The organism is Streptomyces prunicolor, from assembly GCF_045162825.1.
Taxonomy (GTDB): domain Bacteria; phylum Actinomycetota; class Actinomycetes; order Streptomycetales; family Streptomycetaceae; genus Streptomyces; species Streptomyces prunicolor.
Genome location: NZ_CP108676.1, coordinates 10,323,294 through 10,349,180, shown reverse-complemented (window position 1 = coordinate 10,349,180; position 25,887 = coordinate 10,323,294). Strand labels below are relative to the sequence as shown.

Annotated in this window: 19 protein-coding genes; 10 read left to right on the top strand and 9 right to left on the bottom strand. The window is 70.9% G+C overall.

Annotated features, from left to right (window positions below; all coding sequences use genetic code 11):
- Nucleotides 1-63 precede the first annotated feature (63 nt).
- From OG588_RS46755 to OG588_RS46745, 3 genes are read left to right on the top strand one after another with little or no spacing between them, the layout of a single operon-like run.
- The gene (locus OG588_RS46755) at nucleotides 64-1,470 is read left to right on the top strand and encodes a hypothetical protein (RefSeq protein WP_405952610.1); all 1,407 of its coding nucleotides are present in this window, start codon (nucleotides 64-66) and stop codon (nucleotides 1,468-1,470) included.
- Nucleotides 1,470-2,720, top strand: coding sequence for a hypothetical protein (locus OG588_RS46750; protein WP_405952609.1), 1,251 nt, complete (start codon nucleotides 1,470-1,472; stop codon nucleotides 2,718-2,720). The genes OG588_RS46755 and OG588_RS46750 overlap by 1 nt, the downstream gene beginning before the upstream one ends.
- A 3-nt stretch (nucleotides 2,721-2,723) precedes the next feature.
- A complete protein-coding gene (locus tag OG588_RS46745) occupies nucleotides 2,724-5,648 on the top strand; it encodes a hypothetical protein (protein WP_405952608.1) in 2,925 nt (974 codons plus the stop codon).
- Between the two features lie 21 nt (nucleotides 5,649-5,669).
- Here OG588_RS46745 and OG588_RS46740 read toward each other — a convergent pair whose 3' ends face one another.
- Complete coding sequence (locus OG588_RS46740) at nucleotides 5,670-6,899, bottom strand: PP2C family protein-serine/threonine phosphatase (protein ID WP_405952607.1); 1,230 nt, start codon at nucleotides 6,897-6,899, stop codon at nucleotides 5,670-5,672.
- A gap of 123 nt (nucleotides 6,900-7,022) precedes the next feature.
- Here OG588_RS46740 and OG588_RS46735 point away from each other — a divergent pair, with 123 nt between their 5' ends.
- Nucleotides 7,023-7,577, top strand: coding sequence for an AAA family ATPase (locus OG588_RS46735; RefSeq protein WP_405952606.1), 555 nt, complete (start codon nucleotides 7,023-7,025; stop codon nucleotides 7,575-7,577).
- Nucleotides 7,574-8,437 carry a fructosamine kinase family protein gene (locus OG588_RS46730; RefSeq protein ID WP_405952605.1) on the top strand — a complete coding sequence of 288 codons (864 nt, stop codon included), beginning with the start codon at nucleotides 7,574-7,576 and terminating at the stop codon, nucleotides 8,435-8,437. Before OG588_RS46735 ends, OG588_RS46730 begins: the two co-directional genes overlap by 4 nt.
- Before the next feature lie 153 nt (nucleotides 8,438-8,590).
- Here the strand turns inward: OG588_RS46730 and OG588_RS46725 are convergent, their stop codons facing one another.
- Together OG588_RS46725 and OG588_RS46720 are read right to left on the bottom strand one after the other, a co-directional pair.
- Complete coding sequence (locus OG588_RS46725; RefSeq protein ID WP_405952604.1) at nucleotides 8,591-10,018, bottom strand: alkaline phosphatase family protein; 1,428 nt, start codon at nucleotides 10,016-10,018, stop codon at nucleotides 8,591-8,593.
- A 255-nt stretch (nucleotides 10,019-10,273) separates the two neighbouring features.
- On the bottom strand, nucleotides 10,274-11,497 hold the full coding sequence (locus tag OG588_RS46720; protein WP_405952603.1) for a PP2C family protein-serine/threonine phosphatase: 1,224 nt from the start codon (nucleotides 11,495-11,497) through the stop codon (nucleotides 10,274-10,276).
- Nucleotides 11,498-11,687: 190 nt separating this feature from the next.
- Here OG588_RS46720 and OG588_RS46715 point away from each other — a divergent pair, with 190 nt between their 5' ends.
- Nucleotides 11,688-12,041, top strand: a complete 354-nt coding sequence (locus OG588_RS46715) for a hypothetical protein (protein ID WP_405952602.1) — start codon at nucleotides 11,688-11,690, stop codon at nucleotides 12,039-12,041.
- 239 nt (nucleotides 12,042-12,280) lie between these two features.
- Here the strand turns inward: OG588_RS46715 and OG588_RS46710 are convergent, their stop codons facing one another.
- From OG588_RS46710 to OG588_RS46700, 3 genes are all read right to left on the bottom strand, one after another.
- The gene (locus OG588_RS46710) at nucleotides 12,281-14,422 is read right to left on the bottom strand and encodes an RICIN domain-containing protein (protein ID WP_405953393.1); all 2,142 of its coding nucleotides are present in this window, start codon (nucleotides 14,420-14,422) and stop codon (nucleotides 12,281-12,283) included.
- A gap of 215 nt (nucleotides 14,423-14,637) precedes the next feature.
- Nucleotides 14,638-15,732, bottom strand: coding sequence for a substrate-binding domain-containing protein (locus OG588_RS46705; protein WP_405952601.1), 1,095 nt, complete (start codon nucleotides 15,730-15,732; stop codon nucleotides 14,638-14,640).
- Nucleotides 15,733-15,841: 109 nt separating this feature from the next.
- Nucleotides 15,842-16,726, bottom strand: a complete 885-nt coding sequence (locus OG588_RS46700; RefSeq protein WP_405952600.1) for a LysR substrate-binding domain-containing protein — start codon at nucleotides 16,724-16,726, stop codon at nucleotides 15,842-15,844.
- Between the two features lie 115 nt (nucleotides 16,727-16,841).
- Here OG588_RS46700 and OG588_RS46695 point away from each other — a divergent pair, with 115 nt between their 5' ends.
- Nucleotides 16,842-17,735 (top strand): MBL fold metallo-hydrolase, encoded by an 894-nt coding sequence (locus OG588_RS46695; protein WP_405952599.1) that lies wholly within the window; start codon nucleotides 16,842-16,844, stop codon nucleotides 17,733-17,735.
- Between the two features lie 9 nt (nucleotides 17,736-17,744).
- Here OG588_RS46695 and OG588_RS46690 read toward each other — a convergent pair whose 3' ends face one another.
- Nucleotides 17,745-19,247, bottom strand: a complete 1,503-nt coding sequence (locus OG588_RS46690) for a protein kinase domain-containing protein (RefSeq protein ID WP_405952598.1) — start codon at nucleotides 19,245-19,247, stop codon at nucleotides 17,745-17,747.
- 272 nt (nucleotides 19,248-19,519) lie between these two features.
- On the opposite strand from OG588_RS46690, the gene OG588_RS46685 reads away from it, so the two are divergent.
- The 3 genes from OG588_RS46685 to OG588_RS46675 all read left to right on the top strand — a co-directional run bounded on the left by OG588_RS46685 (nucleotide 19,520) and on the right by OG588_RS46675 (nucleotide 23,869).
- Entirely contained in the window at nucleotides 19,520-21,757 is a 2,238-nt protein-coding gene (locus OG588_RS46685) for an MMPL family transporter (protein WP_405952597.1), read from the top strand.
- A 142-nt stretch (nucleotides 21,758-21,899) separates the two neighbouring features.
- Nucleotides 21,900-23,216, top strand: a complete 1,317-nt coding sequence (locus OG588_RS46680) for a sensor histidine kinase (RefSeq protein WP_405952596.1) — start codon at nucleotides 21,900-21,902, stop codon at nucleotides 23,214-23,216.
- Nucleotides 23,213-23,869, top strand: coding sequence for a response regulator transcription factor (locus tag OG588_RS46675; protein ID WP_366093851.1), 657 nt, complete (start codon nucleotides 23,213-23,215; stop codon nucleotides 23,867-23,869). The genes OG588_RS46680 and OG588_RS46675 overlap by 4 nt, the downstream gene beginning before the upstream one ends.
- Nucleotides 23,870-23,878: 9 nt before the next feature.
- Here OG588_RS46675 and OG588_RS46670 read toward each other — a convergent pair whose 3' ends face one another.
- Nucleotides 23,879-24,664 (bottom strand): alpha/beta fold hydrolase, encoded by a 786-nt coding sequence (locus OG588_RS46670; protein WP_405952595.1) that lies wholly within the window; start codon nucleotides 24,662-24,664, stop codon nucleotides 23,879-23,881.
- 326 nt (nucleotides 24,665-24,990) lie between these two features.
- A complete protein-coding gene (locus tag OG588_RS46665; RefSeq protein WP_405952594.1) occupies nucleotides 24,991-25,686 on the bottom strand; it encodes a DUF4232 domain-containing protein in 696 nt (231 codons plus the stop codon).
- Nucleotides 25,687-25,887 lie beyond the last annotated feature (201 nt).

The following is a 25,887-nucleotide window of genomic DNA, read 5'->3' as shown; positions in this document are numbered from 1 at the left end:
GGCTCGGGTCGCCTACCGATCCCAGGTTCGCCCGCCCGATCTCGGACGACGTACGCTCCTGACATGCCGCTTCCCAGCCAGCCGACCGACGCGCGCCGACCGCGCGCCTTGGTCATCGACGGCGCGTGGCGTGCCCTCGGGCCGGGCCTGGAATCGCTGAGCGGCCCCGGTGGCGCCCCGCTGACCCGGACGGTCAAGCTGATCGTCCTGCCGTTGATTCTCAGGCCGGCCCTGCACCCCGAACTCGCGGCGGACTTCCTCTCACCGGAGGCAGCCGCACGCCTCGACGCGCTGATACGGGAGTCCGGTACGCGGCTCGTCGCCACGGCACAGTGGTTCACCCTGCTCAAACGGACCCGCCGGGCGCTGGGCGTCGTGGCGGGCCATCCCCAGGATCTGTACTTCCAGCGGTGCTTCGAGTTGGCCGCCGAACATGGCGAACCCGCTTCCGGTGCGGGCGCGTTGGCCAGGGCGGTCGTCGAGGAGGTCGCGGACGCGGACGGCGGCCGTACGGTCGACGCGCTGAAGCGATATCTGGCCGATGCCGCCCAACAGGCGCGGCTGGAGGGCGAGTTGGCCGTCGCGTGGGAAGGGCGGCTGTCGGTTCCGGCCGCCGATACGGATACTGCGGTCGCGCTGGCGGGTGAGGTTCTGGAGGCTTGCGGTGGGGCGGAGGGGCCGCGGAACTCACCGTCGTACATGTCCATGGTCGAGGCGGGACACGGCGGGCTGCTCGGCCGAGCCCTGTGGGCACACGCCAGCGGGGTCTGGGGGCGGGGCGATCTGCCCGCCCATCTCGGGCTGACGGAGCGGCAGTTGCCGCCGCGCCCGGAGGTCGGCCGGGGTGCCTCGACGGCCACACTGCCCGCGCCGCTGGACCGCACGCTCTTCGAGCGGCTCTTCGTCGTGCTCCAGTCCTCGGCGCGGCGCGAGGAGCTGCCCACGGTGCCGGAACTCGTCGGGCGGGAGGTCGGCCGGAGTTGCGCTCCGCTCGGGATGTACGACGAGACGCTGCGCGTCGCCGTCCTGCTCGGCGGTCAACTCGCTGTCGGGCTCGACCCGTTGGGCATCGAGGAGCCCGCGCCGGGGCACACCGCGGCACACCGGGCCGTCAACAGCCGTTGGCGCAGGGAGGCTTCGGTCCTCCGTGCCCGCCGGATGACCGTCTCGCCCCGCCCTGATCCGGACGGCGGGGTGCTGGACGCCCTCGCCCAGGATCTCCGTACGCCCTGGACCGCCTACATGCGGCGGCTCTGGGTGCGGTTGCACGGACGGGACGTGCGGGACGCGCCGCTCGCGGATGCCGCGTCGGCCTGGGCGGTGCTCGACGGCGTCGCCCGCTCCGTGATGATGGACCATCGGGCCCGGGTCCGGTCGGCGCTGCGGACGTTGACGGCATCGGCGGCACCGACTGCCGTACCCGAAGTCGTAGCCGAAGCAGCCGAAGTGGCCGAGTCGAGGAGCGCGTGATGGCGCGGGCTTCCATGGATGTCCAGGTCGTGCGCGGCGACGACGGCACAGTCCGAGTCGCCGGTCCTGGTGTCGGTCTCGACTTCACCCGTGCGGTTCTCGACGTCGCGGGCGCCGTTCTGACCTGGCCCGTCCTCGGGGACCCGGTGCAGCCGTCGGCGGAGATACATGACGTGGCGCGGGCGCAGCAGTGGCTGTGGGCGGTCTACGGCGAGCGCGTCGCCGCCGCCGTCCAGGCCTGTGCGGCAGGCGAGTTGAGCGATGTACGGGTGCCCGCGGACATGACCCCGCTCGCGGGCGGCGCCGCCCGGCTCGGCTTCGGGCACTGGGCGGCGCGGTGGTGGCCGGCGTCGTACCTGGACGGGATCCCCGCGCTCCAACCGGACGTGCTCGGGCTGGAGTTGGCCGCGCTCACGCACGAGTGCCAGCAGCTGTTCGACGACGAAGAGGATCAACCCGACGACTGCGTGGGCGAGTTGATCGGGGATCACCAAGCCGCCCTCGACCTACTGCTCCAGTGGTGGCACGCCACACCGCCGTCGACGGACACGGCACGCCGTCTGGAGAGCGTGCTGCGGACGGTCGACGACGCGGCGGACAGCACCGGGTCGGACGGCGAGGCGCTGCGCCGCCTTCGGTCGTCCCTGGCCCAGCCCCGTCCGGACAGCGCTCCGATCGCGATCGATCCCGTCGCGCTGTTCGTACGACACGACGACTACGCCCTCGCCGCGGGCGAACCGCTCGTCGCGGGCGGCCGGGTGATCGCGCGGGGCGCGGGGACCAACGACTGGCGCCGATACCCGCCCGGCTTCGTCGACTCCGCCGAGACCGCCGTGTCCTGGACCGCCCGCGCGCTCGGCGCCCGACGGCAGATCGAGGTCGAGGTCGTCGCGCACATCGCGGCGCCCGGCACCAGCGGGCCGCTGCTGGTCGCGGAGGTCGGGGTCGACGGCGTCCGTGCGAGTCGCGTGCCTCTCGCCCGGCGGGACGACGTGTGGAGTGGCCGGGCGGACCTGGATCTGTCGGCCGGGGAGACGCGGCCGCGTATCGAGATCGGTGTGCTGCTGCCCGGGTTCGACCCGGGTCCGGGGCCCGAGGGTGGCGCCGACCGCGACGCGATCCGCGCGTTGGCCCGACGACGGCTCGCGACGGCGGCACAGCCGTCCGCGTCCAACACAGCGGCGCTCGAAGGGTCTTCGGGACCGTTCCTCGCCGAGATCGCCGCCGCTACGACCGATGAGGACTACTGACGGATGCCGGATGAGGGACGGATACCGGATGAGAGCGGCGTGGTGACACCGCTGTACGGAGAGCCCTTCGACAGCGGTCTCGCCCTGGCCGAGGAACATCAACTGGCCGCCGATCTCGCCTCCTCGGTCGCCGTCCACGAGGAGCTGCTCACCCTGGCCGAGTCCCTCGACGACTCGCCCGACGTCCGGTTCCTGCGGGCGCATCTGCTCCAGAACATCGCGAGTGTCCGGCTCAGCGCCACGGACCTGGCCGGGGCGGAGGACGCCAACAAGCGGTCCCGTGCGCTGCTCGACGACATCGCGTCGGCACCGATGGGGCCGCGCGGCCGTCAACTGTGGCTGGAGATGCTGCTGCGGACACTGATCTCCGGAGTCGACCTCCTGCGCAGGACCGGGCGGCTGGACGAGGCGCTGGCCTGTCTCGACGAGGCGGCGGTCAGGCTGCCCGAGTTCGACGACCCCGACGGACTGCGCGCCTCCGAACTCGGCCTGAACCGCGTGCACTTGCTGATGGACCGAAGCGAGTGGGGAGCCGCCGAGGACCAGGCGACGGCGCTGCTGTCGACCACGCCCACGACCGCGGTGGAGACGATCCCGCGGCTCCTGGTCGCCCTCGGACTGATCTGCTCCTCGACCGGGCGGTTCGACCCGGCCGAGGACCACTTCGCCCGCGCGGAAGAGCGCTTCCGGGCGATCGGGGACACCGGCGGGCAGCACACCCTGCTCGCGCACCGGGCGTACGCGGCGATGCATCGGGGTGAACTCGGCCTCGCGGAGCGGCTGTTCGCGGAGGCGTCCGCGTTCTTCGAGCAGCAGCGGTGGTTCGGTGACCTGGCGGTCTGCGAGCAGGCCCGCGCCTTTCTCGCCGGTCGGCGTGGCGACGCCATCGGCGCGGAGGAGCTGCTGGCGGCGAGCCTGGCCCGGTTCGAGCGGCTCGGTGCCTCGCTCGCCGCCGCCGACACCATGCTGCTGGGTGCCCAACACGCCTACGACCAGGGCGACATCGACGAGATGAAGCGGCTGGCCCAGACGGCGCGGGACGTGTACCAGGAGCGGGATGTGTACGAGCGGTGCGCGCAGGTCGATCTCATGCTCGCCCGCACTCTTGAGGACAACCTCAACCGAACCGATCACGGCGATCACGCGCGGGAGTCGATCGACACCGCGCTCTCCCTCGCCCTGCCCGCCGCACTGGCCCTGGAGGCGGCACGCTACGACTTCGCGACCGCCCACGCACGCAGCCAGTGGCTCCAACTCGCCGACGAGGCAATGCAGTTGGTGTTCCACCTAGCGATCCGCAGACAAGACCAGGGCCTGCTCTTCGAACTGGCCGAACACCGTTGCGCGGGTGCCTCGTTGGCCCTGGACCGCACACCGCCCGCCGCCGAGCCGGTCGAAGACCCCGCGTCGGTCTTCCCGAGTGCGGCCATGAAGTCGTACGCGCACCCCGAGCACGCCGAGGGCACGATGGCGCTCGGCAGTGTCGCGGCGGAGGCCGCCGCCTCGGTCGGCCTGCGGGTCGCGCCGCCGCCGAAGGTGCGGATGTCGGCGCAGTCGGGGCCGGGCCGCGTCGCGCTGCAGGAGTACATCGCGGCGGCCGAGTTCCGCTATCACCGGCGGATCGCGCACGAGGAAGCGGTGCCGTTCTGGATCACCGACGACCTGACGAGCCGCCCGGTCGTCCAGGTCCGACTGGCCGACGCCGGCGACCTGTTCATGACCTGGACGTGGGCGGGCGGGGCCCGGGGCTTCGGTACCGGACACGGCCCCGCTGCCGAAGTCGACCAGGCGGTAAGGGAGTTGGCCGACGCGCTGCCGGGAGCGGGCGACGGTGCGGAGGGCATGCGGCGAGCGTTCGACGAAGGCGCGCTGGCCGAGCCCGGACGCGAGCGCCGACTCGCGCGAACCCTTGCCGAGTCCCTGTGGCCGGAGCAACTGACAGCGCAGATACGCCAGGTGACGGAACAGGCGGGCCGTCCCCTCGTACGGATCCAGCCTTCACCCCGGGTCGCCCAAGTCCCCTGGGAACTGCTCGCCGTCGACGACGGGACCGACGTACGGCTCATCGACCTGGCGGACGTCGTGACCACGGCACCGGCATCACTGCGGCCACGCAAGCCGGCGCCCGCGACAGCACAGGCCACCGCCACCGGCCCGGTCGTTCTCGTCCTCGACCCCCGTGTCCCCGGCTTCCGCGCCGATTCCCCGCTCGGCTCGGTCCTGGGACCGCCCGGCTCCGACCCGGAGCTGTCCTCCCTGGTCCGGCGCCGCCTCGACGCGGGCGCCGTCGTACCGTCCGTCACCACCCCCGCGGAAGCCTTCCGCCGCACGGACCTGGACCGGGACTGGCTGAGCGAGGTACTCCGCAAGGGCGCCCGCAGGCTGCTGTACGTCGGGCATGTGAGCGGTGCGCCGGTCGAGGGCGGACAGAGCGAGGACAGCACCCTGCATCTGTGCTGCGACGCGGGGGCTTCCGGCCTCGCCGAGCCGCTCCGCACCCACCGCCCGCTCTCCGCCAAGGACTTGCTCCTGGGCTCGCTCCCCCTGCGCGCGGACGGCGAACCGGGGGCGCGGATCTGGCCGGCGCCGCCCCGGGTCGCCCTCATCGGCTGCGAGAGCGGCGGCGATCTGCGGTTCGCCGAGTCCTTCGGCCTGGCGGCGGCGATGCTGTGCAACGGCGCCGAACTGGTCACCGCCACTCGCTGGGTGCTGCCGACCAGCCTCGCCTTCCACCGACTGGCCCAACTGCCGGATTCCGTACGACCGTTGTCGGAGGCGATCGTCGCCGTCGACACGGCTCACGAGGACGAGGACCCCGTGCGGAGCCTCGGCGGCTGGCAGCGCGAGCAGCTCGACCGCTGGCGCGCGGACGGCCGTATCGAGCACTCACCACTGCTGTGGGCGGCGCTGACCTGCATCGTCGTATGACCCAAAGCGGCCTACGACCGGTCAGAGCCGCACGATGATCAGGGCCGTGTCGTCGGTGGCGCCGCCGTGCGGGAGCAGTTCGAGGAGTACGGCGTCGGCGAGCGCTTCGGGGTCGATGTCCCGGTGGCGGACCAGGGAGTCGGCGAGGCGGGCCAGGCCCTTGTCGATGTCCTCGTGGCGGCGTTCGATCAGGCCGTCGGTGTAGAGGACCAGGGTGGAGCCGCGGACGAAGGCGGTGCTGGCCTGCGGTCGGGGTATCGGGTCGGGACGGGCGTCGAGCGGCGGGTCGGTGGCCCGGTCCAGGAACTCCACGCGGCCGTCGGGATGGACCAGCGCGGGTGGCGGGTGCCCGGCCCTGCTGTAGGTGATGGTGTGCCGGTCGAAGTCGACGAAGGTCGTGACCACGGTGGCGGACTCGGCGCCGTCGACCACGTTGGCGTAGCGCCCCAGGACGTCCAGGGCCTCGGCGGGGCCGTCCGCGACGCGGGAGGTGGCGCTCAGGGCGCTGCGCAGCTGGCCCATGACACCGGCGGCGGCCAGGCCGTGGCCGACGATGTCCCCGACGGAGACGCCGATACGGTCGCCGCCGACCAGGTCGACCACGTCGTACCAGTCGCCGCAGACGTTCAGGGAGCCGACCGCGGGCCGATAGCGCACGGCGATCTGATGACCGGCGCCCTGGCGGCGGGTGGGCAGCATCGCCTCTTGCAGCGCCAGGGCGACCTCGCGTTCACGGGCGTGGGCGCTGCGCAGGCGTTCGTTGACCTCCTGGAGTTCGCGGGCGCGGGTGTACAGCTCGGCCTCCAGGACGCGGGTACGGCTGCCGCCGGAGCTGCCGCGGGCCCGGATCAACTCGGTGACCTCCTCCACCCGGTGGACGAGGAGGACGACCTTGCCGTCCGGGTCGAGCACGGGGGCGTTGACCGGGCTCCAGTAGCGCTGCTCCCACTTTCCGGGGCACGTCGTCGACTCGACGTCGTAGCGCTGGAGGGCCATGGTGTCGCGTTCGCCGGTGGCTGTGACGCGGCGCAGCGAGGTCTCCAGGTTGCGCATGCCGGTGGCAGCCGGGTCGTTCGGGTTGTCGGGGAAGACGTCGAAGAGGAAGCGGCCGACGACCTGCTCGCGGGTGCGGCCGGACATACGCAGGAACTCTTCATTGGCGTCCGCGTACACCAGGTCGGGTGTCAGCAGGGCCACCATGCCGGGCAGCCCCTTGAACACCGCCGCGTAGTCGATCTCCGCGTCCGTCATGGCCCTGCCACCAATCGCCGCTATCACACCATTTTCCCACGATATAAGCAGACTGGGCGGGCCCCCGGGGGCACTTTGCGCACAGCCGATCACTCAGTGCCACCTGATGGATAGGGTGCCCCGGTGACAACGCCCTCCTCCCCCACCCACCTGATCGTGCTGCGCGGCAACAGCGCCTCCGGCAAGAGCTCGGTGGCCACCGGTCTGCGCGAGCGGTACGGCCGCGGTATCGCCCTGGTCCGCCAGGACACTCTCCGACGCGAGGTACTGCGCGAGCGCGACATCCCCGGCGGCGCGAACATCGGCCTGATCGACCTCACCGTCCGGCACGCTCTGGCACACGGCTTCCACACGGTGCTGGAAGGCATCCTCTACTTCCCCCATTACGGCGAGATGCTGGCCGGCCTGCTCGCAGACTTCCCCGACCGCACGCACTGCTACTACCTCGACGTGCCGTTCGAGGAGACCCTGGCCCGGCACGCTACGAAGCCCATCGCCGACGAGGTCACCGAGCACCAACTCCGGGAGTGGTACCAGCCGTTGGATCTACTGCCGGGCGGCGTCGAGACGGTGATCCCGGCGACGAGCTCGCTGGAGGAGACGGCCGACCGGGTGCTGCGCGAGTCCGGCCTGTCGGCCGGGGACCCGTTGGACGCCCGCCGTACGCCGACCCCGTGATCGATCGCGAGACTCCAGGTACGGCGGCGGCCCGGCTCACCGGGGTCGCGGTGACCGGTGAGCGTCCACTGTCCGGGACTGTCGCCGAAGTCGCGCTCGACGGTGGGCAGTTGGTGATCGTCAAGGGCGATACGGCTCCCGGCGCGGTGCGGGCCGAGGCGGCGGGGCTGCGCTGGCTGGCGGACGCCGGTACGGTTCGCGTGCCCGCCGTGCACGGAGTGGACGAGCACTGGTTGGTCACCGACCACGTCCGCACCGGCCCGCCGAGCGCGCGAGCCGCCGTCCGGTTCGGCCGTGACCTGGCCGCCCTGCACGCCTCCGGCGCACCCGCGTTCGGCGCGCCACCGCCCGGCGGCCCCGCGGACGCGTACATCGGGCTCGCCCCGATGCGCAACGTCCCGGCCGCCGAGTGGCCCAACTGGTATGCCGAGCAACGGGTGTTGCCCTATCTGCGGCGCGCGGTGGACGCGGGCACCCTACGGCACACCGAGGCGACGGTCGTGGAGCGCGTCTGCGAGCGGCTGCCCCGACTCGCCGGTCCCGCCGAGCCGCCCGCGCGACTCCACGGCGACCTCTGGAACGGGAACGTGCTGTGGGGCGCCGACGGACACGTCCGGCTGATCGACCCGGCCGCACACGGCGGCCACCGGGAGACCGACCTGGCGATGCTGCACCTCTTCGGCTGCCCGCACCTGCCCGAGGTGCTCGACGGCTACCAGGAAACAGCACCCCTCGCCCCCGGCTGGACCGACCGCATCGGCCTGCACCAGCTGTTCCCGCTGCTCGTCCACGTGGTCCTGTTCGGCCGCGGCTACGCCGAGCAGGCGCTGTCGGCGGCGCGCGCGGCCCTGGCGGGATGACACCGGCCGGGGCCGTCCGTCACGGGGTCCGGGTCGGACACTGCTGGTGCACGTCGTACTGTTCGCCGCAGCCAGGCCGAGCGCACCACCTCAGCCACGCGAGCGGCCCTGACCGAATGACACTGGCCAGGGCCGCTCACCGCGTGAGGCTGGTCAGACGTGCGGGCGGCGGCCCCGTTCCTGGTGGGGGAACTTCTGGTCCGCGCCCGGGAGCGTGGGCTTCGGCAGTGTCGCCACTTCCTCCTTCGCCTTCTCCAGCTGTTCCGCCGTGTCGTCGGGCAGCCGGGGTGAGCGCGGGCGGGCGTCGCGGAAGCGGAAGGCGGAGGTGAAGTCGCCGAAGGTGTCACGGCGCCAGTCGGTGACGTTCGGTTCCTCGACGCCGGTGAACCGCTCCAGGAACTGCAGCGCCGAGGTGTGGTCGAAGGCCTCCGAGGCGACCCAACCTCCCACGGTCCAGGGCGAGATGATGATGGCGGGGACGCGGAAGCCACCGCCTATGGGCAGGCCTTGGATGAACTCGTTCGCCGTACCCGCGGGCGGGGTCGGCGGGACGACGTGGTCGAACAGGCCGTCGTTCTCGTCGTAGTTGAGGATGAACGCGGTCTTGCGCCACACCTTCGGGTTCGACGCGATCGCCTCGATCTTCGACGCGACGTAGTCGGCACCGGCGGCCGGGAGGTAGTCCGGGTGCTCCGACTGGTAGCTCGTGGGGCAGATCCACGACACCGTCGGCAGCCGGTCGTTGCGGGCGTCGTCCTCGAACGTGCCGTGGGGCTGCGGGCGTACGCCCCGCTCGTACAGGTCGGAGCCGGGCTGGGCGTTCTTGAACGAGGCGAACTGCTCCAGCATGTTGGTGCCGTAGTCGTCCTCCTCCTGGTACACCTTCCAGCTGACACCGGCGTTCTGGAGGCGCTCCGCGTACGTCGTCCAACGGTACGGCGTCGGCGCGACGTTGCTGATGATCGGGCCACCCTGCGTACCGCCCGGGTCGATCGAACCGGTCATCCACATCAGCCGGTTGGGCCAGGTCGGCCCGAACACCGAACAGAAGTAGTTGTCGCAGATGGTGAAGGTCTCGGCGAGCGCGAACTGGAACGGGATGTCCTCGCGCGTGTAATAGCCCATCACATAGGGGCCGTTGACGCCGTCGGCCGCGCGGTGGGCCGGCAGCCACTGGTCCATCTTGCCGTTGTTCCAGGCCTGGTGCTGCACCGACCAGGCGTGACTGGTGGACGGGATGGCCTGCGCGCTGGAGGTGTGGGTGTCGAGGTGGAACGGGAGGAGGTAGCCCTTCGGGTTCACCGCGTCCGGCTGGTAGAAGACGCTGCGCCCGGTGTCGAGTTTGCTGGCGTGCGGATCGGCGAATCCGCGAACGCCGGACAGCGTGCCGAAGTAGTGGTCGAACGACCGGTTCTCCTGCATCAGCATGACGACGTGTTCGATGTCGCGCAGCGAGCCGTTCTTCGGCGGTTCGGCGGCGACGGCTTTCTGGACGCTCGGCGGGAGGAGGGAGAGTGCCGCGGCGCCGCCCACCGCGCCCGCGGCGGAACCCAGAAGTCTGCGACGTGTCAACTCGGCCATGATTGCCCCTTCTTGAGGACCTTCGAAGGATCTCGTGGACCAGACCTCGGACCACTCTCCGCCCGTCTCGGTATGGGGTGTCAGGGGCGTGCGATGAATTTGCGGCCAACGTGCGGAAAGGGGTTGGCCAAGCCGTGACCGTCACCAGCCGGGCGTTGCCGAGGTGTTGCCAAACCTTGGGGGACGGCTGGCGGACACATGAGCCGGCCCGGCCGGGGACACCGGTGCCGTAGCTGTTTCCCGTTCGCGAAGTTCCTAGGCGGGGTTTCTCGGGCGCAGCCGGGCGGCGATCGCGGCCACGTCGTCCTCCGCCTCCTGGACGTGCAGGCGCAGCACGATGTCGTCGAGGAGGCGGGAGACGCCCTGGCCGGGGTGGAGGCGGAGTCGGGCCAGGCGGGCGAGGGAGACGTCGATGTCCTCGCCGCGACGCTCGACCAACCCGTCGGTGAACATGACCAGGGTGTCCTCGGGGGTGAGGGCGAGCGTGGTCATCTCGTAGTCGGCGAGGCCCGTGCCGAGGGGTGGGCCGACGGGGACGGGGATCAGTTCGCCGACGCCGTCGCGGTGGAAGACGGCGGGTGGCAGATGGCCCGCGCCGGCGAAGGCGGCCGTGCCGCGGTCCGGGTCGAGGAGGGCGAGCAGGCAGGTGGCGGGGCGGCGGTTGTGCTCCTCGGACATGGCCGTGTCCATCTGGCGCAGGATGCGGTGGGGCGGGAGGTCGGTGGAGGCGACGTAGCGCAGCATCGAGCGGTAGGCGTTCATGTCGACGGCCGCGTCCAGGCCGTGGCCCATGACGTCGCCGATGACGAGGAGGGTGCGGCCGTAGTGCAGTCGTACGGCCTCGAACCAGTCGCCGCCGACGAGGGTGCCGGTGCCCGCGGGGAGGTAGCGGGTGGCCATCTCGACGTTGGGGTGGGGGCGGCTGGGTTCGGTGAGCAGGACCTGTTGCAGGTTCAGGGCGGTGGTGCGCAGCCGGTGGTGTTCGACGGCGTGGTGCAGATGGGCGGCGGTGAGCCGGGCGGCGTAGTGGACGGCGGCGGCCTCTTCGTCGCCGAACGACCGTCCCTCGCGGATCGCGAGGAGCGCGCCGTAGGCCTTGCCCCAGGCCGTCAGCGGCACGGAGAGAGCCGCGAGTACACCGTGGTCGCTCGTGGTGAAGGACGTGGTGATCGGGTGGCCGGCGTCCAGGGCACGGACCATGACGTCCTCACGTGGCGCGGTGCGCAGGCTGTCCAGCAGTTCCTTGCGGCCCTCGGCCGCCATCGGGTGCAGCATGCCGTGCGGTGCCGGGCGCGCCTCGTCCTGTGCGAACAGGTCCACGGCCGCCGCGTCGCACAGCCCGTCGACGAGGAACCCCGCGCACTCCGCCGCCGTCCTGCGCTCGTCGAGCGTCGACCCGATCGCGGACACGGCCCGCTCCGCGAGCGCGAACCGATCCGTCGCGCCCGCCTCCGACCCGCCAACCCCGTCGCCGTCCACCGCGGCCCCTTTCTGCCGCCCCCATCCCAACACCCGCGCGGGCGTTCGGACGGTAGCGACCCGTTGTGCGGTGGGATCGGGTCGTGGGAAGAGGCTCCGGTCGCCGGGGCGAAACTCCCTGGCCGTGCCGTCCGAGCCGCCGATATCGTCGCCTCCCACCCCTTGATCACCGACGCAGAGAGCGCCTCCGATGACGAACCAGCGACCAACCACGACCCTCTGGCGCCCCACCGGCCCCATGGAGCTGGAGCTGGTCAGGGCGCTCGACTGGCGCGCCTGGCCGCCCCGACTGCCCGAGCAGCCGATCTTCTACCCGGTCCTCAACGAGGACTACGCGATCCGGATCGCGCGGGACTGGAACGTCAAGCACGACGGCGCCGGCTTCGTGACGCGCTTCGACGTGGACTCGGAGTTCCTGACCCGGTACCCCGTCCAGCAGGCGGGCGGGGAGACGATTCTGGAGCTGTGGGTGCCGGCCGAGGAGCTGGACGAGTTCAACGCCCACATCGTCGGCGAGATCCGGGTGGTGCACGAGTTCCACTGAGCCTCGAAGGCAATGGTGTGCCCGGCGCTGGCCTTCACCGGTCCGGGCGGCAGACGCATCGTCGAGCCCGGCGAGATCCTGCTGGAGGCGAGTTCCTCCAGCCTGGACACACCGGTGCGGGACGCGACAGTGCTGCGGCAGCGCGCGGTGCCGGTGAGCGTCGAACGGGAGCAAAAGCAGAGGCACTTACACGAAGCGGCGCCACCGTCGGACACGGTGGCGCCGCTTCCGTCATGTGCCTAGGCGCGGGTCCACTGCTGGGTCGCGTTGCCCAGCCCGGTCCACAGCTCGACCTTCGAGCCGTTGGCCGTACCCCAGTTGGTCACGTCGATGACGAGACCGTTGGAGCGGTTGACGATGGTGCCGTCCACGCGGAAGGCCCACTTCTGGCTGTTCTTTCCGTTGCAGGCCCAGAGGATGAGCGTGGTGCCCGCGGTGGTGCCGTCACCGTTCGCGGCCAAGCAGCTGCCGTTGACGCGGAGTTCACCGGCCGCGGTCTGCGTGATGGTCTGGTAGGCGTTGCCCGAGCAATCGTAGATCTGGACCTGGACGCCCGTCGCGCCGTTCGGGACGTCGAGGCAGCGGCTGGAGTACGTGCCCTTCAGGGTGAAGGTGGAGACGGTGGGGAGCGGGTCCTGGACCAGTTGCCAGTCCTGGGAGCCGTCGGTGGTGGCCGCCGCCACGGTGACGGAGCCGCCCGCGGTCGAACCGGTCATGTAGAGGCTGGTGTTGAGGACCGAGCGGAGCTTGTAGTACCCGCTGGTCGAGGAAGCGACCTGGGTCCACTGCTTGTCGGTGGCTCCGTCGTCGACCCACTGGGCCAGCTTCTGCCCGGCCGTCGCCGTGCCGGTCCAGATGGCGGCCGAACGGCCCCCGGCCTTGTTGAGCAGCGTGACGTTGCCGCCCTTCACGGTGAGGTGCCAACGCTGGGTGGCGTCAGTGGAGTTGGCGGCGCTCAGGACAAGGTCGGGGGTGTTCCCGGTGAGGTTCGCGTCCTGGGTCTTGCCGGACGCGGTGCTGAGCACCTGGCCGGTGAGCCGGTTGACGAGGCTGTAGTAGGCGCCGTCGGAGCGGCCGAGGTCGACCTCGGCGTACTTCACGGGGCCGACGCTGGTGCCGCTCCAGGACGCCTGGAGGACGAGGACGCGTCCTGTGCCGTCGACGTACTGGAGCATGCGGCTGTACCCGGCCGCGATCGACGTCTTGTACTCCTTCCAGGTGCCGGTGGACAGCCCGGACTCGTTCACCCAGACGTCTCCGCTGCCCGCGGCGTTGTAGACGATCCGGCCGTCCGGCATGGGGAGCAGGACCGGGCTGCCGCCGGTGGAGAGGGCGGCGCCACCCGAGGGCACGGGCAGTGCGGTGATCGCGGCGTCCGTGGCCGAGAAGAACTTCGTCGGGTCGTCGGATATCCGGTAACGGACGTTGGTTCCGCCGCCCCAATACTCGTACGTGAGAAGCCACTTGCCGTCGGTCGTCGGGGCGATGGTCGTCATGCCGGGCCGACCGCCGCCGATCTCGGTCTTGCCGTTGCCCATGCTCACCGTGGAGCCCGGGACGTCAACTACCGGAGAACTCCAGGACGTTGTGCTGCCGCCGTCCCAGGTGCGGTGCAGGAGGACCTGGCCTCCGGAGTCCGTCGCCGTGGCGTTGTCCGGGTCGAGGGTCGGGGCGCCGGTGGTGGTGTTGTAGCCGGTGTAGTCGTCCTCGTCGGAGTAGTAGGCGATCAACGTGCCGTTGTGGGCGAGGAGATGGGGTTCCCAGACGGGGTCGACCTGCGCGTAGGTGTTGGCCGTGGAGACCCGGCCGACGCTGCCCGCACTGCCGCCCTGCCAGCCGCCGGCGGCGATGATGTTCTGGATGGTCCAGGTCGCGCCGTCGTCGGTGCTGGAGTACAGGGCGAGTGCCACGTCCTTACGGTCGCCGTCACTGGTGGGCGTCCAGCTGGAGTTGGCGGCTTTCTGCTCCTGGTAGTAGTAGTCGTCGCCGGAGACGATGCTCGCGAGCAGCAGGGTGCCGGCGCTCAGGCTGCCGACGTTCTGCGGGAGGACGTAGAGATACGGGTTGGTCCAATTGCTCGTGTATTTGGCGTACTTGGAGTCGCTGGAGAGATAGGCGGGGGCTTTGACGTCGGACAGTTTCGCCCAGGTCGTGCCGTCGTCGTCGCTCTTGTACACGGGCAGGGTCTGACCGACCGGAGCGGTCTGATCGTTCTCGAAGGTGGCCACGATCCGGCCGTCCGCCAGCTGGGCCGACTTCGGGTAGAGAACACACGGACTCTTGCTGCACGCGGCGGTGTTGGTCGCCGTATACAGATTCGCGGGACTCGGCTGATAGGCCGAGGCAGTCGTCGTGGAGGCGATGGCGAATGCCACGCCCATGCCGAAGGCGGTCGCCGCAGCGAAAGCCTTTCGCGCCCAAGATCTGGTCAACGGCGTTCCTTTCACCGGGGGAAGGCGCGCACCACGTTCCAGGGGTGCCGGAGTTCCGGAGGTCCCAGGGGGATGGAATGGGGGTGCGGAGCAGGAAGCCAGTATTCGGATGCGACACCGCGATGTCACCGGCACATGTCGAAAGTGTTTCGCAGGATGGGGAGTTACGCGGTATTGACGTGCTCGACGGGACGGCGCACGGAGGTCGAGGTCCGCAGGACGAGTTCCGTGGCCAGCTCGATGCGCGGCGACACCGGCGGCCGCCCCTGGGCGAGTTCGAGGAGCACCCGGGTCGCCTCGCGCCCCAACTCCTCGAAGGGCTGGCGCACCGCGCTCAGCGGCGGGCAGGCCATCGCCGCGACGAGTGTGTCGTCGAAGGACATGACCGCCAGGTCGTCCGGCACCGCGAGCCCCTGCTGCCGCGCCGCCTCCAGCACGCCGAGCGCCTGTGCGTCACTGGCCGCGAAGACGGCCGTCGGCGGGTCGTCGGCGCGCAGGATCTGACCGGCGGTGGCGAGGGCCTCGGCGTAGTCGAAGTCGGTCGAGCGGACGATCGCCGGATCGTAGGCGATCCCGGCCTCCTCCAGCGCGGCCCGGTAACCGTGCACGCGCGCCGCCCCGGCCAGGGAGTGGGAGCGGCCCGCGACCATGCCGATCCGGGTGTGCCCGAGCCCCAGCAGATGCTGTACGGCGTCGCGGGCGCCGCTCCAGTTCGTGACGCCGATGCTGGGGATGTCCTCGGAGGGCGCGCTGAGCGGGTCGATCAGCACCACCGGGAGCCGCTGTTCGACGATACGGCGCTGGTCCTCCTCGGAGAGCATCGAGATCACGATGACGATCCCGGCCGCGCCGAGCGCCACGCACTGCTCCAGCCACCCGGAGATCGACCGCTGGCTCGTCGTCCCGGTGACCACGTCGATGCCGAGCGCGCCGGCCGCGTCCACGATGCCGCGGACCACCTCCAGCGTGTACGGCCCGGACAGGTCCCGGAACACCGCGATGATCTGCCGGGGTGTCGCGGGATCGCGCTCCCAGGGCCGTACGAAGCCGTGCCGGGCGAGGAGTTCCTCGACCCGCTCGCGCGTCCGCGCGCCGACGTCGCGGCGCCGGTGCACCACCTTGGACACCGTGCTGAGCGAGACACCCGCCTCCGTGGCGATGCTCGTCAAGAGGCCGTACTGCGCCTCCAGTTGTCCCTTGCCGCGACCTGTCACCCGATGCCCGTTCCGCTCGCCGAACACCGATGCGCCGGACCGCACCGCGTACCTGGCCAGTAACTTTGCCGCAACGTAACGGGACGCGGGGTGTGGGGGCAAGACCGGTGCACGCCCCTCTCACACGGTTCGGCCTGCGGGGAACGCGCGGCCCTCATTCCACGCCGGCCGCATCGGCAGAGCGCTGCACGGTCTCGGCGATCCGCACGAAGGACCGGATCAGCTCAGTGGTGCCGTCGGCCCGCCAGGCGATGACGAACCTGCTGGGCGCCAGGTCGGTCAGCGGCACCACGGCCAGCCCCTCCGGCAGGGCGTGCCCGAGCGGCATCAGACCCACGGTGCCGTTCCACAGGACAGATTGCAGGCACTCATGAGCCGTCCGTACGACGGTCCCGTCACGGCGTCGGCCGTCGCCCGCCGCCCCCGTCCAGTAGGCCTGCCACACCGGGTCCGTGCCGTCCGGGAACCGGAACCAGCGGCGCTCGTCGAGGTCGGCCAGGCGCAGGCTCTCACGGCGGGCGAGCGGGTCGTCCCTACGCAGGACCACGCCGACCTGTTCCGAGCGCAGGGTGCGGGTGGCGATGCCGGTGTCGTCGAAGGGTGCCCTGGTCAGCGCCACGTCGACGAGCCCGGCCCGTAGTCCCGCGGTCGGATCGGTGAGGTCCGACTCACGGATGAGGATGCGGGCGGCGGGATGGTGCTCCCGATAGGCGGCGGCGAGCCGCGTCCCGAACCGTTCCGCGCTGTCCGCGAGCGTGCCCACCGTCAGGGTGACCGGTCCGCCCAGCTCGGTCACCCGGGCCCGCACCCGCTCGGCCTGCGCCAGCAGCGCGCACGCCTCTTCGTGGAGCAGGACACCGGCCGGGGTGAGCGCCACCCCGGTCGGCGAGCGGAGCAGCAGGACACAGCCGAGCTCGGTCTCCAGCTGTTTGATCGCCCGGCTCAGCGGCGGCTGGGTCATCCGCAGCCGCGCGGCGGCCCGGCCGAAGTGGAGTTCCTCGGCGACCGCCACGAAGTAGCGCAGCGTGCGTACCTCCATGACCGGCGATGATACCGAGGCGGTATCGGCCGTACAGGATCGGTCTTGGACACCGTCGAGGGTCCGGCGGTGGAGTGGTGGGCGAACGAGACCGCCGTACTGCTGAGGAGTCACCATGGCCGACCGTGTGTTGCCGGACCCCGTCGTACACATCGCCGAAGTCCGGGAACTGGACCGCGACTTGGTGGTCGTACCCGACGGGCGGGTGCCGTTGGTGCCCAACATCGGTGTCATCGGGGGCCGGGACGCGGTGCTCGTCGTGGAGACGGGCCTGGGACCGCGCAACGCCGAGAAGGTGCTGGAGTTCGCGACCGAGTACGCCAGGGGCCGCAGGCTGTACCTCACGACGACCCACTTCCACCCTGAACACGCCTTCGGGGCGCAGATGTTCGCGGGCGAGGCGACGTTCCTCGTGAACCGTGCGCAGGCCGAGGACCTGAAGGTGAAGGGCGCGGGCTGCCTCGACATGTTCCGCGGGCTCGGCGAGCCGGTCGCCCGGCAGCTCGAAGGGTTCGTACTGCCGGAGCCCGATCTCGTCTACGACGAGGCGTACGACCTCGAACTCGGCGGCCGGACCGTGCAGTTGAGAGCCACAGGGCGGGCACACAGCAGGGGCGACCAGGTGGTGCGAGTGCCGGACGCGGGCGTGCTGTTCACGGGAGACCTGGTGGAGGCGGGGCAGTTCGCCATCTTCCCGTGGTTCCCGCCGTACGACACGGATGTCTCCGGCACTCGTTGGCTCGCGGTGATGGAGCGGCTCGCGGGTGAAGGGGCGCGGGTCGTCGTACCGGGCCACGGGGCTGTCGGTGGGCCCGAGTTGCTCGCGGACGTCCGTGACTATCTGCGGCTGCTGCGGGACGAGACGTGGGTCCGCCGCGACTCCGCGATGAGTGAGGAGACGATCGTCGAGGAGGTCCGGGCGCTCATGATCGAGCGGCATCCGGAGTGGGCCGAACGGGACTGGATCGAGAAGGGAGTCGGCTGTCTGTGCGCCGAACACCCGGCGTGAGCAGACGAGTTACGACGCGCTCGTCACGAAGCCGTCCCTGGCCGTGTCGAAGACGGGACGGTAGGTGTCCCACTTCGCGTCCGGGGCCGAGAGGTAGATGTCGTACTCGCGGTCGCCCTCCCGGCCGAAGCCGAGGTCGATGGCGCGGAACACCCGGGCCCGGCCCTGGAAGGTGAACTCCCAGATCGCGGCGGGCTGTTGCCGGAAGGTGGTCTGCTGCATGCGGAGCCTGCGGTACGTGGGGTAGTTGAGCTTGGTGTTGGCCTCGATGTCCGCGAAGTGTGTGCTCGGGTCGGGGCCCGCCGGGTCGACGATCCCGATGGTGAGCCCGGCCAGGCCCGTCTCGTCGGTGTAGGTGACCCCTTCCGCCGTCCGCTCGCCGGCCTTCCAGCCGTCCGGTACCGGGAAGGAGACGCCGAGTTGGGGGTCCCGTACGAGGTGATAGCCCTCCGGCACGGGTGATGCGGAAGCCGTGGTCGTGGGCCGCGAAGTCGCTTGCCCGGGCGCGGAATTGGACGTGGTGTGCAGCACGAACGCCGTAGCCGCGACAGCCGCGGCCACGGCGACGGCGATCCCTCCGAGGAGGAGCCCCTTACGGTTCCGCCGCCGTCCGCGGCCGGAGTCTCCCACCGGTTTCGGCTCCGGTCGCGGGACGGCCAACTCGGCGGCGGGCGGGGGTAGTTCGGCCGTCGAGTCTCCCCACCAAGCGGCCTGAAGGGCCCGCTCCGCCTGTGCCGCCGTCGGCCGCTCGTCGGGCTCCTTGATCAGGAGCGCCTCGATGAGCGGCTCCAGCGGGCCGGCCTGCTTCATGGGTTCCATCGGGTCCGTGGCGATGGCGTACGCGGTCTCCATCGCGGTGACCCGGCGGAACGGCGGGCGTCCCTCGACGGCCTGGTAGAGCGTGGCGCCCAGGGCCCACAGGTCGGAGGCGGTTCCGGGGGTGAGCCCGCGGATCCGCTCCGGCGCCATGTAGTGGATGGAGCCGACCATCTCGCCGGTCTTGGTCAGCGTCGACGTCCCGTCCGTCACGGCGATGCCGAAGTCGGTGAGGACGATCCGGTCGCCGGCGCCGAGCAGGACGTTGCCCGGCTTGACGTCGCGGTGCAGCACACCGGCGGCGTGGGCCGCGCGCAGGGCGGCGACCATGTCCAGGCCGATCCGGGCCGCCTCCTGGTACGGGAGGGTCCGGCCGTCCTGGAGGAGATCGGCGAGCGTGGAGCCTGGGACGTACTCCATGACGATGCAGGGGCGGCCGTCGTCGTCCACGACGTCATGGACGACGATCACGTTCGGGTGCGCGATGCGGGCGGCGCTGCGGGCCTCGCGGCGGGTGCGCTCGAAGAGGGTGGCGAGTTCGTCGGCGGAGAGTTCCGGGCGGGCGTGCAGCCGTTTGATCGCGACCTGGCGGCCGAGCACCTCGTCGTCGGCCCGCCAGACGGTGCCCATGCCGCCCCGGCCGATCTGCTCGGTCAGCGTGTAGCGCCCGGCGATGCGACGCCCTTCGTCCGACACGGTGTCCTCCGCCGGTTCTGTCCACGTTCGATTCGCCTGATCACCATAACCGGCTCTTGTCGCGGGCCCTGTGGGGCGGATCACGGCGCCCGCCGTCGAAGGGAGAGTCGCGCGCCTCGACTGGAGGGTGGAGAAGGCCTAGTACCCCGGTACTAGTCACCCCGGCCGTTTTCACTTCCCCGGTGCTGCGCGTGGGAGGAAAGCAGCTCATAGCGTGAAGCCGTGGGTCGCGCAGGCCCTCCACTTTCTATCGAACCTGGTGGGAGTACCCCATGGCCACCTTCCTCTACCGGCTGGGCCGGTTCTCGTTCCGGCGCCGACGGCTCGTCCTGATGCTGTGGATCGCCGTCCTGGCGGTCGTCGGCATCGGTGCCATGAACGCCACGACGAGTACGTCCGACAGTTTCAGCCTCCCCGGCACCCAGTCGCAGAAGGCGATCGACCTGCTGGAGAAGGAGTTCCCGCAGGCATCCGCCTCCGGCGCCACCGCCCGCGTGGTGTTCGAAGCGCCCAAGGGGCACACGCTGGCCTCCGGCGCCGACCGGACCGAGGTCCGGTCGCTGATCGCCGACCTCAAGAAGGCGCCCCAGGTCGCGAACGTCTCCGACCCGTACCAGAGCGGCCTGATCAGCAAGTCCGGCACCATCACCTACGCCCAGGTCACCTACAAGGTGACCCAGCCCGACATCACCGACGCCGCGCGCGACGCGCTGCACTCCGTGGCCGACAAGGGCGAGAAGGCCGGCCTCGCGGTCAGCCTGGGCGGCAACGCCGTACAGGAGAAGGCGGGCAGCAGCGGCACCGAGCTGATCGGTCTGCTGATCGCGGCCGTGGCACTCGTCATCACGTTCGGGTCGATGCTCGCGGCCGGGCTGCCGCTGCTGACGGCGATCTTCGGGGTCGGGACGGCGGTCGCCGCCATCACGCTCGCGAGCTCGGTCTTCAACCTCAGCTCGTCCGCCACGACGCTGGCGCTGATGCTGGGCCTGGCGGTGGCCATCGACTACGCCCTGTTCATCGTCTCCCGGTACCGCAGCGAGCTCCGCGACGGCCACGAACCGGAGGAGGCCGCGGGCCGCGCCCTGGGCACCGCCGGTTCCGCGGTGGTGTTCGCCGGTCTCACCGTCGTCATCGCCCTGGCCGGCCTGAGCATCATCGGCATCAGCATGCTGACTACTATGGGCCTGGGCGCCGCCTTCGCGGTCGTCGTCGCCGTACTGATCGCATTGACCCTGCTGCCCGCGGTGCTGGGCTTCGCCGGGATGCGGATCATGGGCGACCGGTTCACCAGCCGCCGCATGCGCGCCCTGCAAGCGGGCGGCAAGGGGGAGACGACGGGCGTGCGCTGGGCCCGGTTCGTGACCCGCAACCCGGTGAAGATGCTGGTCGTCTCCGTCGTCGGGCTCGGCATCCTCGCCATCCCCGCACTGTCGATGCGCCTGGCCCTGCCCGACGACAGCACATCCGCACCCGGCACCAGCGAGCGCATCGCCTACGACACGATCACCAAGGGCTTCGGCGACGGTTACAACGGCCCGCTGACCGTGGTCGTCGACGGCCAGAGCGGCGGCGCCGCCAAGACCGCCGCACAGGACGCGGTCGCCCAGCTCGGCAAGCTGTCCGACGTCGCCGCCGTACGCCCCGCGGTGTTCAACCAGAGCGGCAAGGTGGCGCTGATCTCCGTCGTGCCGAAGAGCTCGCCCACCAGTGCGGACACCGTCGACCTGGTCTCCCAGATCCGCGACCGCGGCCCCGCGCTGAAGGCCGACACCGGCGCAGAACTGCTGGTCACCGGCACCACCGCGCTGAACATCGACGCGTCCAACAAGCTCAGCGGCGCCCTGATCCCCTATCTGGGTGTGGTCGTCGGCCTGGCCCTGGTCCTGCTGCTCCTCGTCTTCCGCTCGATCCTGGTCCCGCTCAAGGCGGCCCTCGGCTTCCTGCTCAGCGTGCTCGCCACGCTCGGTGTGGTGGTCGCGGTGTTCCAGTGGGGCTGGCTGGCGGACCTGTTCGGCGTCAACCAGACCTCGCCGATCGTGAGCGTCCTGCCGATCTTCATGATCGGCGTGGTGTTCGGGCTCGCCATGGACTACGAGGTGTTCCTGGTGACCCGGATGCGGGAGGCGTACGTCCACGGGGCCGACCCCACGGAGGCCGTGATCGCGGGCTTCCGGCACAGCGCCCGGGTGGTCACGGCCGCCGCGGTCATCATGATCTCCGTGTTCGCCGGCTTCCTGCTCGACGATGTCGCGCTGATCAAGTCGATCGGCCTGGGCCTCGCCGCCGCCGTCCTCTTCGACGCCTTCGTGGTCCGCATGACGCTCGTGCCCGCGATCATGACCCTGCTCGGCCGCCGCGCCTGGACGCTGCCCGGCTGGCTCGACCGGAAGCTGCCCAACGTGGACGTCGAGGGCGAACAGCTGCGCCACCTGCTGGCCGAGACCCCGGACCACGGCTCCACCGGCCCGGACCGGGCGCCCGTGTCGCCCGTCGGCACCGGCAAGAGCTGAGGCGGCGGCCGTACGATCCACACCAGGACGCCTGTTACGGCCGTACGGCTGCCGCCCCTGTCGACCACACCGTCCCCGCCCGCCGGTCCCCTTCCCCCCGGGACCGGTGGGCGGCCCGCCTGCACCATGGAGGGTGTATCCCGTGACCGCACCGCCGACGACGGACCGGCCGCTCAAGCCCGAGAACCTGATCGGACGGACCAGGCTGGGCGACTCCGAGTACCGGTCGGTCGTCCGGCTGCTCAACTGGCTGGGGCGGGTGCGGGCTGCCGATGTGGCGCATCCGCGGGTCAGGCTGTGGGGGGTGCCCGCCTTTTACGCCCTCGGCGGCGTTCCGGCCCTGGTGCGGGCGGCCCAGGACTCCGGCCCCGCCTTCGTGCTGATGCTGGCGGTCACGGCGGGGTACACGGTGCCGTTGCTGTGGCGGAGGCAGCGGCCCGCGCTGGTCTTCACCCTCCTGGTCGTCCTCTCCGAGGCGTGCCTGTTCCTGAGGGTGGACTCGGGTTCGAGCGCCACCCAGCTGGTGGCGCTGCTCAACCTGGGGCGCTTCGGGCCTCCCGGCCAGCTGGCCGTCGGCGTCGTGTACAACCTCCTGCAGACTTTCGTGTCGATCGCCTTCTTCAACGGCCTCAAGGGGTCGGACCAAGGGACCACCACCCCGGTGCTGGCGTTCCTGGCCGTGGTCGCCATCCTGTCGATGGCCGCGCTGGGGCTGGCCGGAAAACTGGTGAACGCCTACATCGAGGCCCTCCAGGAGCACGCCGTGCGGCTGGAGAAGGAGCGCGACCAACGCGCCCAGTTGGCCGCGGCCACCGAACGCGCCCGTGTGGCACGGGAGATGCACGACATCCTCGGCCACACCCTCGCCGTGATCGTCGGCCTCGCGGGCGGTGCCGCCGGGCTTGCCGAGACCAAGCCGAAGCGGGGTGCGGACACCCTGCGGATCATCGCCGAGAGCGGGCGCGGCGCGCTGGCCGAACTGCGCAGGCTGCTCGCCGTCATCCACGACGACGGCCCCGACGACACCCCGCTCGCACCCCAGCCCGGACTGGCCGACCTGAACGCCCTGATGGAGCGGGTGAGGGCCGCGGGCCCCGCCGCCACCCTGCACCTCAAGGGCGAACTCACCAATCTCCCCCAGGGACTTCAGCTCGCCGTCTACCGCATCGTGCAGGAAGCCCTCACCAACACCCTCAAGCACGCGGCACCGAACACGACGGTCGAGGTCACGGTGACGGCCACTCCGGAGGCGGTGATCCTCACCGCCGAGGACACCGGCCCGCACAAGGCATCCGGCAGCGACGAACACGGCAAGGGCCTGGTCGGCATGCGCGAACGGGCCGCGCTCTACGGCGGTCAGGTCGCCGCGGGCCCCAACTCCCGTGGCGGCTGGACCGTCCGCGCCCTCCTGGTCCCCACCCCAACCGCCCCCGACCTCACGGAGAAGCACCCGGCATGACCACCGTCCTCATCGTCGACGACCAGGCCCTGCAACGGCTCGGCTTCAGCATGCTCATCGAGCAGTACCCCGACCTGAGCACCGTCGGCGAGGCCACGCACGGCGTCGAGGCGGTCCGGCTGGTGGCCGAACTGCGCCCCGACGTCGTCCTGATGGACGTCCGCATGCCCGGCATGGACGGCATCGAGGCCACCCGCCGGATCGTGCAGTCGGGCGGCCGCTCCCGCGTCCTGGTGCTGACCACCTTCGACCTCGACGAGTACGCGTACGCCGCGTTGCGCGCCGGGGCCAGCGGCTTCCTCCTCAAGGACGCACTGCCCGAGGAACTCGTCGCGGGCATCCGGGCGGTGGCCGCCGGGGACGCCGTCATCTCCCCCGGTCTGACCCGCAAGCTCATCGACGCCTTCGCCGACCGGATGCCGGGCCGCACCCCCGAACAGGACCGCCGCCTCGACGCCCTCACCGACCGCGAACGCGAGGTGCTCACCGTCATGGCGGCCGGCTGGAGCAACACCGAGATCGCCGAACGCCTGTGCCTGGCCGAGTCCACGGTCAAGTCCCACGTCAGCCGCATCCTCGCGAAGGTCGGCGCCCGGGATCGCGTCCAGGCGGTCATCTTCGCGTACGACGCGGGCCTGGTACGGCCGGCTTGAGTTCTTCCTTCAGAGGCTCGGCACGGTCACGAACTGTCCGATCACCGTGGTGAGTTCGGCCGGTTTCTCCACAGGCAGTTCGTGCCCGGCGTCGATGATCCGCACGATCGCGTCCGGGTAGGCGTTGGCCATCCGCAGCATCTGCGAGAGGGGCAACTGGATGTCGTGGTACCCGTGCGCGATGAGCGTGGGCGCGCTGATCCCGCCGACGCGGTCCAGCACATCGAAGGCCCGCATCGCGCCGTAGCAGGTCATGACGACCTCGCGCGGTGTGGCGGCGGAGGCGTCGATGTACTCGCGGATCTTCTCCTTGGGGTAGCCGGGGGCGAAGGCGCGCTGGATGTTGACGGCGACGAACAGCTTGAACGGCAGCAGCGTGGACACCGCAAGCAGCAGCCCGCGTGCCCAGCTGTACGTCATGCGGCTGATCGAGTCGACCAGCACGACGCGTTCGACCCGCTCGGGATGGTCAAGGACAAGGGTCTGGGCGATCATCCCGCCCATGGAGTGCCCGACCGGCACGCACCGGTCGACCTCCAGATGGTCGAGCAACGCGACGACATCCGCGGCGAGTTCGTCAAGGGTCCGCGCTCCCGCGCCGGTGCTCTCCCCGTGCCCGCGCAGGTCGAGCCGTATCACCCTCCGGCCACCCGCGAAGTGCGCGAACTGGTCGTCCCACCGGTGCCGGTTGGCCGTCCACCCGTGAATGAACACGAGCGGCGCACCGCCGTCTCCGTCACGGGGGCCCTCGTCGTCGTACACGAGCACTGCGCCGTCGACTTCGAGGTTCGGCATGGGGGGACTCCTGTGCTGCGGCAGCGACCGATGTGATCCCGATCTTGCCCTGGACGCGGGCGAGTTGGTCTTGTGCAGGGCTATCCGCAACGGGATCGAGATCGACCGGAGTCGGGTGCGCTCGCCCCTGTGGGCTGTCAGCTCGTCGGTGTGGGTGGTGGGGTCGAGGCGGACAACGGCGACCGCCTTGTCGTAGGGGTTGCCCTGGTTGTCGAGGCAGTCGCAACAGCGTTGAACCGGTTCGTCAACGAACGTGACCTACGCGTCCGGCGGGCCGCCTACTCGATCTCGACCCCCTCGCCACGCACGCCGACCTGCCGTGCGGGTCAGCCGCCCTGGCCGGCGCTTCCGACCGGGCCGACCTTCACCGGGGAGCCGGAGCCGTCCGTGACGGGCAGCGTGGCGGCACCGGGCCAGGTGAGGGTGACCGACTTCGTCTCGTTCGGCGGGGTCACCACCAGACCGGTGATGCGGACGCCGGAGCCGCCCGACTTGTTGAACGGGTAGTTGATGGGGAAGTCGATGGACTTGCCGTTCTTGAGGATGGTCGACGTGGCCTGCTGGCCGGTGCGCTTTGCGGACACCGTTCCCGCGTTGGTCTTCAGGTCGACACCCGCGTACCCGGCGATCGCGCAGTCCCGGCCGCCGCCGTTCGTCAGCTCGACCACGACGGTGCCGTCCGGGTCGCCGTCGATGGTGTTGTCCTTCGCCGTGAACTCCAGCTCGTCGGTACGGCACTTGCCGACCTTGGCGTTCGCGTCGGAGCCGGCACCGGCAGCGGTACCCGTGCCGCCGGAGCTCGACCCACCGGAATTCGAAGCGCCGGAGTTCGTTCCCGCGGATGCCTTCGTGCCACTCTGGTCCGAACTGCCGCCCGTGGACGAGGTGTTGGACCCGGACAACGCCGTGGACGCGGACGACGAGTCGCTCTTGCCCGCGTCGGCATCGCCGTTCTGGCAGGCCGTCAGGGAGAGACCGGCGGCAACGGCCAGGGCGGCGAAGGTGAGCTGGTGAACGCGCATCGTTTCATCCTCGGTATCGGTGGAGTCAGTGCCGGGCGCTCGGTACGGGTCGGTACGAGCGGGCGTTTCTGATCATCAAGAGCGGCCCGGCCGGGTCGACCGTTCCGCACAACCACCGCATAGGACATTCCTGTTACACGCACCGCGAGACACACCGCGCACCACCGCCGGGAGCACCACGCCCGGACCCGCCACCGGCCA